This is a genomic window from Pseudomonadales bacterium, from assembly GCA_041395945.1.
GTDB lineage: Bacteria > Pseudomonadota > Gammaproteobacteria > Pseudomonadales > Azotimanducaceae > SZUA-309.
Window position 1 is genome coordinate 893640 of record JAWKZN010000001.1, and the last position, 12881, is coordinate 906520.

Here is a 12881-nt window from a genome sequence, read left to right on the forward strand (position 1 = left end):
GCTGCCGGGACCTGGTCACCTGAGCTACCGGCCTTTGCTCCTGCCGCTCTAGCGCTGCACATTTCATCGAGTCGACTCAATGCGGTTGAGTGTGATCGTGCCGGTGTGGCAGGACAGCAACGCTTTGCAGGAACTGCTGGCGGTGCTGGCGCAGCAGCTGGCGCCACATCCTTTGCTGGCTGAGCAGATCGAGGTCGTGGTGGTGCAGACGGAGGACACCGCGGATGCATCGTCTGACCTTTTCCGACCACTGGCGAACGGCCCCACGCACACACCTGACCTCACCGACCCGGGCGGGTTTGCCCTGACCAGGCTCCTGGCACCACGGGGACGCGGCAGGCAGATGGATGCCGGCGCTCAGGCGGCGCGGGGCGACTGGCTGTGGTTTCTGCATGTCGATTCAAAGGTGCCTGTGGCTGCCTTCGAGTTTCTGTGTTCGCAGCTCCCGCCGGGCTGGGGGCGTTTCGATGTCAGGCTGGATGTGGACACAGCCGCAGCGAAGCTGATCGCCGCGGCGATGAACCTTCGCAGTCGCCTTACCGGCATCTGCACCGGCGATCAGGGCATGTTCGTGCACCGATCGCTGCTGGATCGTGTCGGTGGCGTACCGAGACAGCCGCTGATGGAAGACGTCGAACTGAGTCGCAGACTGCGGCGTCTGTGCCGTCCGCTCAGCCCCCGCATTGTGCTGATTACTTCAGCCCGGCGCTGGGTGCGCGACGGCATGCTGCGCACCATCCTGGGCATGTGGGTTTTCCGCCTGCGCTACTGGTCGGGCGCGGATCCCGATGTGCTCGCGCGCGATTACTATCGGAACGCCAGGGTGACAGATGACCTCTGAGCGCAGGCCACCGTCTCCGCCCGACCCGGCGCTACACAATTCTCTGCTGGCGCGACGTTTGTGTGTGTTTGCCCGGGCACCCGTGCTCGGGCAGGTCAAGTCACGGCTTGCGGCAGCCATCGGTGATCAGGCTGCGCTGGAGGCACATATCCGCCTGGTGGAACACACGCTGGAGCAGATTGGTGGAACTGGCGGTGTCGGGCACTGTGCTTCCGAGCAGCGCGAATTGTGGATCGCCGGTGACATCGACGCCCCCCTGGTCCGGCGCTGGAATGAGCGCTTCGCTTTTGCGCTGCAGCAACAGTGTGCTGGAGATCTGGGTGCCAGGATGCGTCACGCGCTGGCTGCGCACGCGGCTGGCGGCGGGAGTGTGCTGATCGGTTCGGACTGTCCGGCGATCGACACGGCATACATTGAAGCCGCATTCGAGGCGCTGCTGGATGCGGATGTGGTGCTGGGACCGACCGAGGATGGCGGTTATGGCCTGATCGGAACCTGTCGGGACCTGCCCGGACTGTTTGTGTCGATGCCCTGGAGTACCGACCAGGTGCTGGCTGAAACCCGGGAGCGGTGCAGCGGACTCGGCCTGCGCTGCGTGCTCCTGCCGATGATCTGGGATGTGGACACCGCCGTCGACTGGCAGAGATTTCTCAGGCAGGCACGCTCGAGCGACTGATCGACTGGATGAACTGCTCGAGGCGGCGCCGATCGGTGACATGCATTTCGGTCAACTCGATTCCGCACGTGACCACCCGCGTCTTGCGGTTGTAGTTGAAGTGCCGGATCGAACCTTTGGATGTGAAGTCCAGCTGATTGGAGATGGTGATCGCGCAGGTGTCCAGCACTTCGTCCGCATCGATGGGCGGGTGCACGGGCCCGTCGAATTCCACCCGGCAGCCACCGGCGGATATGTCGATGAGTCTTCCGAACAGGCGACCCTGGGCAGTCAGACCTGGATCCATATTGCGATGCAGAGTCACACTGGCGCCATCAGTTGCCACACGCAGCGGCAGTCGAAAACGGGCGGCTTTGCGGCGCTGCTGATACAGCAGCGATTTCGGCAGGGGAACATGAAAAAAGGGCAGGCCGCGTTCCGCGTCTGCTCCGCGCACGACGTTTTCTGCACTCTGGGCGTAGAGGCCATCGACCCGACCGGAAAAGGAAAACCGCACACCCGCTTTCAGAAGACGCAGTCCCGATCTGGGCTGGATGTCTTCGAGCAAAAATTCCCTGTCGCCGACATCGAGTACCTTCGCGGTGAAAGTCTCATTGCTGCCATCGATCCGCAGCTGCACTGCCGCCCGCTGATCACGCAGTGTGCGCAGTACCCGCGCGACATCCGAGCTTTTGGTCAGATAGGTGGAAGTGAAAGTCGCGGCACGTTCCCGTGCCCGGTCGACTGCCGCATCTTGCGCCATGGAAATACTCCGCATCAGGCGCTGGCGATGGCAGATCCTTTAGCCGTCGCGCTGGTGCGCCCGCGTTCCCCGTACAACAGGTCGGTGTCCGTACCGCTGATCAGGTGCATCAATTCACGAATGGATTGTTGGGATCGCTGGACGATCTTACCGTTAACTGCGTTGTACTCCTGGGCACGGGATGCGCAGGCTCGCAGGGATTTGTGAAGGCGCGCAAGTTCCGGACGACCGGATTCGGGTGCGAGATCGATCTGCTCGACCAGCGGGGTCGTTGCGAAGGCCTCGCTGAGGGTCTCAATCTGCTGACAGAGCGCCTGTTTCGCGGCGACCATCTCGGTCAGTGCAGGGAGGTCGCGCGCCACCAGGGCCGCACGTTCGGCTTCCAGCACTTCGGCAAGTCGCTCGCTGCTGTGCGTAAGCTCGAGAATCAGTTCTTTTAGAGAATTTTCAGACATTTCTCTATCTTATTGAATCTTATTGATTTATTTGCTTTTCAAGACTGATAAATCGTTCCGCAAGCCGCTCGGGGTCCACATGGTAGCGGCCCTGCGCGATGGCCTGGCGGATGGCGTCTACCCGGGCCGCATCGAAGTGCGGACTGTCCGTATTTGCCCGGGCGAGAGACTTTGCGCTGTCGCTGAGACTGACCTCGGCGCGGGATGACCGCTCTTCCTGGTCGACCTGTCGGTCTTCAATCTGGCGCTCCTGGGGCTTGTCCAGGCGCCGCTCGGACACCTGACCCGGGTGGACTTTGTTGATATCCATGTTGATCTGCATACTCAAAACGTATTGACCTGTACTCGATATCGGCGGCTATGGGGCTAACTTTAGTCCAGATCCAGGATTTGTCGCCCCGCTACCGCTGGGAAACCAGCTCTTCATCCCCGGCTGCGGGCGCAGTCGTCTGGACCACGCCCCGGCCGACTACCCAGACCTGAATCGTCTTCTGCGACGAGCGATTGCGCACCCGGATCTGCTCGCCACGCCGACCGTCTTCGAGACTTTCGCCCGGCACCGATATCTGCACGGCACCTCTGACTGCCAGCACCGTGACCTTCTCGCCCCGGCGCACCGCCAGGGGTTGCTCGATCTGCGACAGATACAGGACGGAGCCGGCGCCGAGCGCCCGCTTGAGCTGCAGCCCAGTGGCGGCCTGGGGATCACGCAATGGCATCGCGCGCAGCGCGCTGATGTCCTGATTCTGCAGTTCCAGATCTGCAGCGCTCAACATCGTGCCCCGGGGCAGCGGCTGGGTGGTCACCAGCACCGGCGCATGGATTTTCACTTCGCCGCTGAGAAACGCTGACCAGGGCGACGGCGCCAGACACTTCAGAGCCACCGGTATGCGGCCGGCTACCCGGGATCCACGCGCTTCGACCTGCAGTTCATCGCACGCTGCCAGCTGCAGTCGCTGATCAAAGGCGGCAACGCTGACTTCGATATCCGCATCCGGATAAGCGTCTTCGGCCTGTTTATAGAGCAGGTCGTGAACTGCACGGGTGGGGTCGGCCGAAGCCTGGGTCTGCGGGCACAGTACCAGGGTCATTGTGGCGCTCAGGAAAGTGGCTGTGAGGAATCTGAGCTGTGTGTCCCGCATTCGGAGTCCTTGTGGTCAGGCGAGGGCCGGGTGTTCTTCATTAATAGCAGAAGCGGTAGTGCACGCCACCGGCATCGGTCTGCCGCTGCACCGGCAGTTGTCTGCCGCCGCGGCGGCCGATCGTCTGCCGGTTTTCGAATCACTCGGAGCGGTACCTGTGCGCGAAAAACAGGACCCGGTACGGGCGGCAGGACGTTTTCCCCGGCAGGCGGTGCGGCCCCATCGGTTTAATCGAAATTGGCACAGGTCTTGCTCTCCTGTTCCGTGGGTTGCTTCGGGCCGTGTTCCGCGGCAGCGATTACCCCACACAGGAGTGGCAGATTTTGAAGATCGGTTTCGACAATGCCCTTGGCATTCATGAGCAGGCGCTGTCGCTGCGCTCGGCGCGTACCGATCTGCTGGCCCGCAATATTGCGAATGCCGACACGCCCGGCTATCACGCCCGGGACATCGACTTCGCCGCGGAACTCAACAAGGCCATGGGCAACAGCGAACTGCCCGCATCGGTGGCCATCCGGGCGACCCACGCAGGACACCAGGCTGCGGCCACCGGTAAACCGGACATCGACCGGCTGTATCGGGTGCCGCTGGTTCCCAGTTTCGACGGCAATACGGTCGATGCCCAGACTGAGCAGGCCGCCTTTGCAGAAAACAATGTGCAGTTTCTGGCGTCTCTGCGCTTTCTCGACGGCCGTTTCAGGTCGATGTTGAGTGCGATCAAAGGAGAATAGTAGATGTCACTGTTGAACGTATTCGATGTCTCCGGCAGCGCCATGGCGGCGCAGTCCGTGCGGCTGAACACGACGGCCAGCAATCTGGCCAATGCGCAGAGCGTGTCGAAGAATCCTGAAGACACCTACCGTGCGCGACATCCGCTGTTTGCGGAGCAGCTCGCAGGTGCCTTCGATGGCCCTCTCCATGGCGGAAGGGGGCCGGATGCCGGCGGTGTCGCCGTACTCGACATCATCGAAAGCCAGGCGCCTCTGGACTTCCGCTATGAACCCAATCATCCCTATGCCAACGAAGAAGGCTTCGTGGCCTACCCGAATGTCAGTCCGGTCGAAGAAATGGCCAACATGATTTCCGCGAGCCGATCTTTTCAGCTCAATGTGGAAGTCATGAACACCGCCAGAACCCTCGCCGAACGGGTCCTCAACCTCGGTCAGTAAAGGAGCGTTGTTTAAAGTGGAAATACCGGGAATCAGAAGCGTCGAGCAGCTGCGATCACCAGGCTCTGGGGGCGAAACCCAGGAACTCGGCAAAAATGAGTTTCTCAAGCTGATGATTGCTCAGATGAACAATCAGGATCCCCTCGACCCGGCCAAGAACGAAGACTTCATTGCCCAGCTCGCTCAATTTTCCACGGTGGAAGGTATTGAGAATCTCAATGGCTCGATGGCGGGAATCGCCAGCGCCATGCAGTCATCGCTCACCATTCAGGCCTCGAGTCTGGTGGGGCGCTCGGTCATGGTGCCCACCAGTCAGACCTGGGTCGGCAGCGGCGGTACCAGTGGCAGCATTGATCTGCCCGAGAGCTCTGCCAATGTGCGGGTCGATATCAGCCGCGCCAATGGTGAACACATCCGCACCATCGACCTGGGACCGCGTGCCCAGGGCCGGTTGCGTTTTGCGTGGGACGGGCGGGACGCTCAGGGCACCCAGGTGCCCCAGGGGGCCTACAACATCACCGCACACAATATGGTCGGTACCACACCGATCCCGTTAACAATCAATCTGCCCGACGAGGTCGTCAGCGTGTCGATCGATAAGGCGGGTGTTATGGCCAATCTGGCGGGCGGCAGTTCGATTCCCGCCGTGCAGATCCAGGAAATTCAGTAAGGGAGTACTGTTATGACGTTTAATACCGCACTCAGCGGACTCAGTGCCGCTTCCAGTGATCTGCGCATCACTGGTAACAATATCGCGAACGCCAGCACGATCGGCTTCAAAGCCGCCCGGGCGGAATTTGCAGATGTCTATTCTTCGAGTCTGCTCGGCTCCGGGTCGAATCAGATCGGCAGTGGTGTGAAGCTTGCAAACATCGCCCAGCAGTTCGACCAGGGCACGATTTCTTTCACCAACAACAGCCTTGACCTCGCCATCGACGGCAACGGCTTCTTCGTACTCAGTGACAATGGCGCACGCGCCTACACCCGGGCCGGCGCTTTCGGTGTGGACAGCTCCGGATTCGTGGTCGCCAACAGTGGCGCCCGGGTCCAGGGTTTCACCGCGAACCAGGCCGGAACCCTGAGCGGTATTCTCGGTGACCTGCAGATCAACACCAATAATCTCGCGCCCCAGCAGACCTCACTGGTCGACGCGGCCGTGAACCTGGATGCGCGCTCGTCGGTACTGTCACAGATCGGCAGCCGGGTCGATACCCAGGGCTCGGCGATTGGCGTAGCTCAGCTTGGTCTGCCGACTTCCACACCTTCGGTGGTGGATACTTCCGGTGCGCCCACTCCCTTCGATTTCAGCGTGAACAGTCAGTCGAGTGTGAGCGCCGGTAATGCCATCACGCCGTTTGACTTCAGCGGTGGTGCGGCTTCCACCTTCGACGTGACCCTCGCGGGCTCCAGTGTGCCGAGTGAGAACCAGACGGTAACCATCAATCTGGACAGCAGTATTTCCACGCTGCAGGACCTGATCAATGAGATACGCGACGATCTGGCTGGCACGGGTGCAGGTCTCGATGTCCGGGAGAATCCGAACGCTGCCGGTCGGCTGCAGTTCTTCGCACTGAATTCCGGTGAACCCTCCACGGTGACCGTGGCCAATGCCACGCCGGGTGCTGGTGTCACTGCCGGTAACATCGAAGCCGTGCTGGGCGGCATCGGCATGGGGTCCACCAACGGCGCGCCGGTGGGTGCAGCGACCGGGAATACAGGCACGATCACCGCCGCCGCCTTTGATGTGACACTCAGTGGCTCCTCCGGTAACAACGGCACCGCAACCGTGCACCTGCGCTCCAACATAACCGACGTGAACAGTCTGATCAGTGATATCCGCGATGATCTGCTGGCTTCCGGAGTCGGGGTGGATGTGCGTATCGATCCCAACAACCCAGGTCGCCTGCAGTTCTTTGCCACCGTCGCCGGTGAAGCTTCACAGATCACCATCGGCAATTTCGATACCAGCAACGTCGGTGTCACTCAGCCCGACCTGGTCGCTGTGCTGAATCTTGCGACGGGTGTCACGGTGCCGGGTATTGCAGCCGCCAGCAACGGCTACGCCGCCCAGACGGTGGATGTGGTGGCTGCAGACGGTACGGTCCAGGCGGTGACGACGGCAGCTGGCGCAACGGCTGCCGCCATTGCCGCCCAGTTCAGCAGCACCCAGGTGCCCGGGGTCAGCGCCAACGCGCGCACCACGGCCACCGTGCCCTCTGCGGGATTCAACAACACCAGTGGCTCCATGGGCGTCTCGATCAACGGTGTTGCCGTGGTTGGCAGCACTCTGTCGGCCATCGCGGCGAACATCAACAGCGGGCTGCCCGGACTGGGTACGGTCAGCGCAGCCATAAACTCGGCCGGCGATCTTGTGGTAAACGACGCGGTGGGTAACGACCTGGTCTTCGGCATCACCGGCGATGTCACGGATTCGCTGGACGTCATCGGTACCCAGGGTGGTGCGGTAACCCTGGATACCAGCGGCTCCTCGGTGATCGCGGTGGGTGGCACGGTCAGCTTCACACTGGATGAGGATTACACTCTGGCGAATACAACACCCAGCGTGACCAATCTGTTCGGGGTGCTCGATGCCTCGGCGTTCACCGAATTCGAACTCAACACCTTCGATCCGACCAATCAGGAAACCTACAACGCGGCGACTTCTCTGACGATATTCGACAGCCTGGGTAATCCCCACGCGATGACTCTGTATTTCGTCAAGGAACGCTTCACTCCCGGTGTCATCGGCGAGGAGGCCAACCGCTGGTCGGTTTATACCCAGATTGACGGTCATGACGTCGGCGACCCGGACCCGAATCTGCCGCCCCCCCAGAACACGGTACCAACCCGGGCGCGATTTGCCGCCCAGTTCAATTCGGACGGCACGCTCAACCCGGCGGGGACCGACTCCATCCTGATCTCCAACTGGGTACCGCTGGACGCCAACGGCAATCCGAACGGCGCGGTGGGCCCCCAGAACGTGCTCGCAGGCGGATCGCTGCCGATTGCCTCCCCGCCGACCAGCGCGAACTTCGAACTGCGGCTCACCGGCTCGACCCAGTTTGGCAGTGATTTCGCGGTAAGCGCTCTGGACCAGGATGGCTACACCACCGGTGAACTGTCCGGCCTGGGAATCGATGATCGGGGAGTGGTCTCTGCGCGTTTCACCAACGGTCAGAACCAGACTCTCGGCCAGATCGCGCTCGCAGACTTCACCAACCCACAGGGCCTTGCCGCGGTCGGTGATTCGGCCTGGATAGAAACCAACGATTCCGGTGAGCCGGTGATTCAGGCACCCGGTTCCGGCTCGCTGGGGTCCATCACATCCGGTGCACTCGAGGATTCGAACGTGGAACTTTCGGAGCAGCTGGTGCAGCTGATCATCGCCCAGAGGAACTTCCAGGCGAATGCCAGGACGATTTCCACCGCCGATGAAATCACCCAGACCATTATCAACCTGTAATCGCTGACCCGGACTCGCCATGGACCGTCTGCTCTATAACTCAACGCTTGGTGCTTCGAACATCGAACGCGCGCTATCCGTGCGGGCTCACAATCTTGCAAACGTGGCCACCACCGGATTCCGCGCCGACTATGCCCAGGCACAGGCGTTCTGGGCGGAAGGCGATGGCCATCCGGTGCGGGCATATGGCCTCACCCAGATCCCCGGTGTCGATTTCCGTCAGGGCACCCTGATGCAGACCGGCCGGGAACTGGACGTTGCTGTGAAAGGCGAGGGTTTCCTCGCGGTGCAGACGGAAAGCGGAGGCGAAGCTTACACCCGCGCCGGTGATCTTCAGGTGGACGAACTCGGTCGACTCCTCGACCGGGAAGGGCAGCAGGTTCTCGGCGACACCGGTCCGATAGCGCTGCCGCCCTTTGATCGCGTCTACATAGGTTCAGACGGCGGCATCAGCGTGCAGCCTGAAGGACAGAGCCCTGAAACGCTGGTTCAGGTCGGGCGGCTGAAGCTGGTCAACCCGGATACCGCAGACCTGAGCAAGGACGGGGCGGGACGGATCGTCCGCAGCGACGGTGGTATCGAAGCGCCGGATGCTGCAGTCGAAGTAGTGGCGGAGTTCCTGGAATCGAGCAATGTCAGTGCCGTATCGGAACTGACCGAGATTCTGTCTCTGGCACGGCAGTTCGAAGTGGAAGTACGGATGATGCGCACCGCGCAGGAAAATGACGAGGCGGCCTCTTCACTGTTGCGACTGGGCTGAGGGCGGACGGATGAATAGACAAACAGAATCAGGATCCTCTGGAGGGCAGGGAAGATGAGTTCAGCATTGTGGGTAAGCAAGACCGGACTGCAGGCACAGGATACGGCACTTCGGGTGATCTCGAACAATCTCGCGAACGTGACGACCGTTGGTTTCAAACGCGACCGAGCTGTGTTTTCAGATCTCATGTACCAGGTTGGTCAGCAGCCGGGTGGTCTCTCCACCCAGAACACCCAGCTGCCCTCGGGCACCCAGCTCGGTGTCGGGGTACGGGTGATGGGCACCCAGAAGAATTTCAGCGAAGGCTCGATTCAGAACACCGGCGCGCCTCTGGATCTCGCCATTGAAGGCAGAGGTTTCTTTCAGATCACCCTGCCGGACGGATCGCTCGGCTATTCACGCACCGGCAGTTTTCAGCTCAATCAGGATGGACAGATTGTCGATCCCCAGGGTTTTGCACTGGAGCCGGCGATCACCATTCCGGAAGACGCCACCAATGTGACCATCGGTGTGGATGGCACTGTGAGTGTCAGTCGCCAGGGGGATACGGCACCCACCCAGGTCGGTTCGATCCAGCTGGTGAACTTCGCCAACCCTGCGGGTCTCGAAGCCCGGGGCAACAATCTCTATCTGGAAACGGCCTCCAGCGGGGCGGCCACCCAGGGCACGCCAGGTGAAAACGGACTGGGTGCCACCGTGCAGGGTGCACTGGAGAACTCCAACGTCAGCGTGGTGGAAGAAATGGTGAACATGGTTGCCACCCAGCGCGCCTATGAAATGAACGCACGGGTCGTCTCCACCGCAGACCAGATGTCCCAGTACATGACGCAGAACATATGATGAACAGAACATCCGCTGTGAAACTGACCGCCCTGATCATCGTGCTTGCACTGGTGCACGGCTGCATGATCAGGCCGCCACTCCCACCGTCGCGGGAGGAACCCACATACCGGCCCGCCTATCCCAGTCTCCCGGCGCTGCCTCCACCTGCGCCGGGTTCGCTGGTGAGTGCAGAGGCTGCCTGGTCGCTGTTTGACGACAGTCGCGCCCGACGGGTGGGCGATGTGGTGACCATCCGTCTCGAAGAGCGTACTCAGTCGAGCAAGTCTGCGGAGACGACGATTGCCAAGGGCTCCCAGATCGAGCTGCCCAATCCCACCCTGTTCGGTAACCTGGTCCAGGGACACGATGATCTGCTGTTCAACTCGATCGACAGTCAGAAGGGGTTCAGTGGCAGTGCCGAGAGCGATCAGAGTAATCGACTCTCCGGCACCCTCACCGCGGTCATTGCCGAAGTACTGCCTAACGGCCTGATGCTGGTGCAGGGCGAAAAATGGATGAATCTGAATCGGGGCGAAGAGTATCTACGGGTCAGTGGCCTGGTGCGTCCGGAGGACGTGGACGCCTACAATGCCGTCTCCTCTCTGCGTCTCGCAGACGCGCGCATTTCCTACAGCGGCACCGGCGAGCTGGCCAACAGCAACGCTGCAGGCTGGCTGTCGCGCTTCTTTTTCCACCCGCTCAACCCCCTGTAGGAGTGCGGCAGTGACTGATTTCAGAAATCCGCTGATGCTGCTTCTGAGCCTTGCCCTGCTCCTGCTGGCGCCTGCAGGTAACGCACAGCGGCTCAAGGATCTCGCGAGTGTCGAAGGGGTGCGGTCGAACCAGCTGGTGGGCTATGGACTGGTGGTCGGGCTGGATGGCACCGGTGATCAGACTACCCAGACGCCGTTCACCATCCAGACGTTCCGTAACATGCTGCGCCAGTTCGGCATACAGATTCCGGCGGGGTTCGAACCCCAGCTGAAGAACGTGGCCGCAGTGACCATCAACGCGGACCTGCCACCTTTTGCCAAGCCGGGTCAGCAGATCGATGTCACCGTGTCTTCGATCGGGAACGCCAAATCTCTGCGGGGCGGCACCCTGCTCATCACGCCGCTGAAAGGGCTGAACAACGAAGTCTATGCGGTCGCCCAGGGCAATCTGGTGGTGGGTGGCTTCGGCGGCGAAGGCAACGACGGATCTTCCATAACGGTCAATGTGAAAAGTGCCGGTCGGATTCCCAACGGCGCCATGGTGGAGCGTGCCGCACCCAACGGATTCTCCGGAACTGAATACATCGTCTTCAATCTGCACCGCAACGACTTCACCACAGCACGCCGGGTCACGGAGCAGATCAACGCGACGTTCGGACCCGCGGTCGCTGAGTCCCGGGATGCCACTTCGATTGCCGTGCGGGCCCCGGTCGATTCCAGTCAGCGTATCGCCTTCCTGTCGGTGCTGGAAAATCTGGATGTCGAACCCGGACTCAGCAGCGCCAAGGTCATCATCAACTCCCGCACCGGTACCATCGTGATCGGTCAGCATGTCGAAGTACTGCCAGCGGCCATCACTCATGGTTCGCTGTCGGTGACGATTTCAGAGAATGCCATGGTCAGTCAGCCCAACGCACTGGGCGGTGGCCGGACGGTGGTCGTCCCGCAGTCCGATGTTTCGGTGGAGCAGACCGGCAATCGGATGTTCTATTTCAATCCGGGCGTGGCCCTGCAGGACATTGTTGCCGCGGTGAATGAAGTCGGTGCCGCACCGGGAGATCTCATGGCCATCTTGGAGGCACTGCGGGCAGCTGGTGCACTGCGCGCCGAGATCGTGGTGATCTGACCGTGATCAGCACACCGGAAATACCGGTCTCCCTCGGCGCCGCCTATACGGACGTGCAGGGACTCAAGTCTCTGCCCACGGACAGCCAGGCGGCACTGCGCAAAGCGGCCGGAGAATTCGAGTCCATGTTCCTGGACATCTGGCTGAAAAGCATGCGCGATGCCAACGCGGTTTTCAGTGAAGGCAGCTATCTGTCCAGTTCGGCGGTGGAGATGCATCAGGAAATGCTCGATCACCAGTACGCCGTGCATATGAGTGAGGCGGGCGGCATCGGTCTCGGTGATGTGCTGGTGAAACAGTTGTCCGGTCGGGATGTTGACCCCGACGGGGTGTTGGATACCCGGGTCCCTGCAAGGACGCCGATGTCTGCCAGGACAGGAAGCGCTGCGACTGACGCCAGTCAGGCGAACGTCACCGATTCCGCAAACGGCCCGACATACGGCGCCGCCGCGACGGCTCGACTCAACCCCCAGGGAAGCGCCCGACCCCTCTTCGAATCCGCCCAGGCCTTCGTCGATGAACTGATGCCCGTGGTGGAAAAACTGCTCGAAGACATGCCGATCAATCCCATCAACGTCGTTGCCCAGGCGGCACTCGAAACAGGATGGGGCCAGAAGGTGATTCATGATCAGCATGGCCAGCCGAGTTTCAATCTGTTCGGTATCAAGGCCGAGGGCTGGTCGGGTGACAAGGTCGAGGTCACCACACTCGAACACGAGTTCGGCCGCATGAGTCCGCGCAAGGCGAGTTTCCGGTCATATGAGGATCTGAGTGGCTCGGTCGGTGACTATCTGCGCCTTCTCGGCAGTCGCTACCGGGATGCCATGGGTTCGGGCAAAGACGCGTTCAGCTTCGGCTCGGCTCTGCAGAAGGCGGGTTACGCAACGGATCCTGCCTACGGGCGCAAGATCGAAGCCGTGGCCGAGCGGGTTCGCTCCCTCCTCGGGTCGATAGAAACCAGGATGATGTGAG

The 12881-nt window shown here is 61.3% G+C and carries 15 protein-coding genes; 11 read left to right on the forward strand and 4 right to left on the reverse strand.

The features are described from left to right. The first annotated feature begins 79 nt into the window (after nt 1–79). The gene (locus R3E82_04200; protein ID MEZ5550067.1) at nt 80–841 is read left to right on the forward strand and encodes a TIGR04283 family arsenosugar biosynthesis glycosyltransferase; all 762 of its coding nucleotides are present in this window, start codon (nt 80–82) and stop codon (nt 839–841) included. Continuing rightward, nucleotides 831–1517, forward strand: a complete 687-nt coding sequence (locus R3E82_04205) for a TIGR04282 family arsenosugar biosynthesis glycosyltransferase (GenBank protein ID MEZ5550068.1) — start codon at nt 831–833, stop codon at nt 1515–1517. The genes R3E82_04200 and R3E82_04205 overlap by 11 nt, the downstream gene beginning before the upstream one ends. Here R3E82_04205 and R3E82_04210 read toward each other — a convergent pair. The 4 genes from R3E82_04210 to flgA all read right to left on the reverse strand — a co-directional run bounded on the left by R3E82_04210 (nt 1492) and on the right by flgA (nt 3856). Continuing rightward, complete coding sequence (locus tag R3E82_04210; protein ID MEZ5550069.1) at nt 1492–2259, reverse strand: PilZ domain-containing protein; 768 nt, start codon at nt 2257–2259, stop codon at nt 1492–1494. The two genes, R3E82_04205 and R3E82_04210, sit on opposite strands and share 26 nt — an antisense overlap. Before the next feature lie 14 nt (nt 2260–2273). Further along, nucleotides 2274–2714, reverse strand: coding sequence for a flagellar protein FlgN (locus R3E82_04215; protein MEZ5550070.1), 441 nt, complete (start codon nt 2712–2714; stop codon nt 2274–2276). Nucleotides 2715–2733: 19 nt separating this feature from the next. Next, nucleotides 2734–3024 (reverse strand): flagellar biosynthesis anti-sigma factor FlgM, encoded by a 291-nt coding sequence (flgM, locus tag R3E82_04220; GenBank protein ID MEZ5550071.1) that lies wholly within the window; start codon nt 3022–3024, stop codon nt 2734–2736. 91 nt (nt 3025–3115) lie between these two features. After that, nucleotides 3116–3856, reverse strand: a complete 741-nt coding sequence (gene flgA / locus R3E82_04225) for a flagellar basal body P-ring formation chaperone FlgA (protein ID MEZ5550072.1) — start codon at nt 3854–3856, stop codon at nt 3116–3118. Between the two features lie 323 nt (nt 3857–4179). Here flgA and flgB point away from each other — a divergent pair, with 323 nt between their 5' ends. From flgB to flgJ, 9 genes are read left to right on the forward strand one after another with little or no spacing between them, the layout of a single operon-like run. Next, nucleotides 4180–4587, forward strand: a complete 408-nt coding sequence (gene flgB / locus R3E82_04230) for a flagellar basal body rod protein FlgB (GenBank protein ID MEZ5550073.1) — start codon at nt 4180–4182, stop codon at nt 4585–4587. A gap of 3 nt (nt 4588–4590) precedes the next feature. Then, nucleotides 4591–5025, forward strand: a complete 435-nt coding sequence (gene flgC / locus R3E82_04235) for a flagellar basal body rod protein FlgC (protein ID MEZ5550074.1) — start codon at nt 4591–4593, stop codon at nt 5023–5025. A gap of 16 nt (nt 5026–5041) precedes the next feature. After that, complete coding sequence (locus R3E82_04240) at nt 5042–5695, forward strand: flagellar hook assembly protein FlgD (GenBank protein ID MEZ5550075.1); 654 nt, start codon at nt 5042–5044, stop codon at nt 5693–5695. Between the two features lie 12 nt (nt 5696–5707). Further along, entirely contained in the window at nt 5708–8488 is a 2781-nt protein-coding gene (locus R3E82_04245) for a flagellar hook-basal body complex protein (GenBank protein ID MEZ5550076.1), read from the forward strand. 19 nt (nt 8489–8507) lie between these two features. Beyond that, nucleotides 8508–9248 carry a flagellar basal-body rod protein FlgF gene (gene flgF, locus R3E82_04250; GenBank protein MEZ5550077.1) on the forward strand — a complete coding sequence of 247 codons (741 nt, stop codon included), beginning with the start codon at nt 8508–8510 and terminating at the stop codon, nt 9246–9248. A gap of 54 nt (nt 9249–9302) precedes the next feature. Beyond that, entirely contained in the window at nt 9303–10088 is a 786-nt protein-coding gene (flgG, locus tag R3E82_04255; GenBank protein MEZ5550078.1) for a flagellar basal-body rod protein FlgG, read from the forward strand. After that, nucleotides 10085–10783, forward strand: a complete 699-nt coding sequence (gene flgH / locus R3E82_04260) for a flagellar basal body L-ring protein FlgH (protein ID MEZ5550079.1) — start codon at nt 10085–10087, stop codon at nt 10781–10783. Before flgG ends, flgH begins: the two co-directional genes overlap by 4 nt. Nucleotides 10784–10817: 34 nt before the next feature. Further along, entirely contained in the window at nt 10818–11909 is a 1092-nt protein-coding gene (locus tag R3E82_04265) for a flagellar basal body P-ring protein FlgI (protein ID MEZ5550080.1), read from the forward strand. Between the two features lie 2 nt (nt 11910–11911). Then, nucleotides 11912–12880 carry a flagellar assembly peptidoglycan hydrolase FlgJ gene (gene flgJ / locus R3E82_04270; protein ID MEZ5550081.1) on the forward strand — a complete coding sequence of 323 codons (969 nt, stop codon included), beginning with the start codon at nt 11912–11914 and terminating at the stop codon, nt 12878–12880. Nucleotide 12881 lies beyond the last annotated feature (1 nt).

Excerpts from the sequence above, each read along its gene's own strand:
- R3E82_04200 (MEZ5550067.1), top strand. The coding sequence starts at position 80 with ATGCGGTTGAGTGTGATCGTGCCGGTGTGGCAGGACAGCAACGCTTTG.
- R3E82_04205 (MEZ5550068.1), top strand. The coding sequence starts at position 831 with ATGACCTCTGAGCGCAGGCCACCGTCTCCGCCCGACCCGGCGCTACAC.
- R3E82_04210 (MEZ5550069.1), bottom strand. The coding sequence starts at position 2,259 with ATGGCGCAAGATGCGGCAGTCGACCGGGCACGGGAACGTGCCGCGACT.
- R3E82_04215 (MEZ5550070.1), bottom strand. The coding sequence starts at position 2,714 with ATGTCTGAAAATTCTCTAAAAGAACTGATTCTCGAGCTTACGCACAGC.
- flgM (MEZ5550071.1), bottom strand. The coding sequence starts at position 3,024 with ATGGATATCAACAAAGTCCACCCGGGTCAGGTGTCCGAGCGGCGCCTG.
- flgA (MEZ5550072.1), bottom strand. The coding sequence starts at position 3,856 with ATGCGGGACACACAGCTCAGATTCCTCACAGCCACTTTCCTGAGCGCC.
- flgC (MEZ5550074.1), top strand. The coding sequence starts at position 4,591 with ATGTCACTGTTGAACGTATTCGATGTCTCCGGCAGCGCCATGGCGGCG.
- R3E82_04245 (MEZ5550076.1), top strand. The coding sequence starts at position 5,708 with ATGACGTTTAATACCGCACTCAGCGGACTCAGTGCCGCTTCCAGTGAT.
- flgF (MEZ5550077.1), top strand. The coding sequence starts at position 8,508 with ATGGACCGTCTGCTCTATAACTCAACGCTTGGTGCTTCGAACATCGAA.
- flgG (MEZ5550078.1), top strand. The coding sequence starts at position 9,303 with ATGAGTTCAGCATTGTGGGTAAGCAAGACCGGACTGCAGGCACAGGAT.
- flgH (MEZ5550079.1), top strand. The coding sequence starts at position 10,085 with ATGATGAACAGAACATCCGCTGTGAAACTGACCGCCCTGATCATCGTG.
- R3E82_04265 (MEZ5550080.1), top strand. The coding sequence starts at position 10,818 with ATGCTGCTTCTGAGCCTTGCCCTGCTCCTGCTGGCGCCTGCAGGTAAC.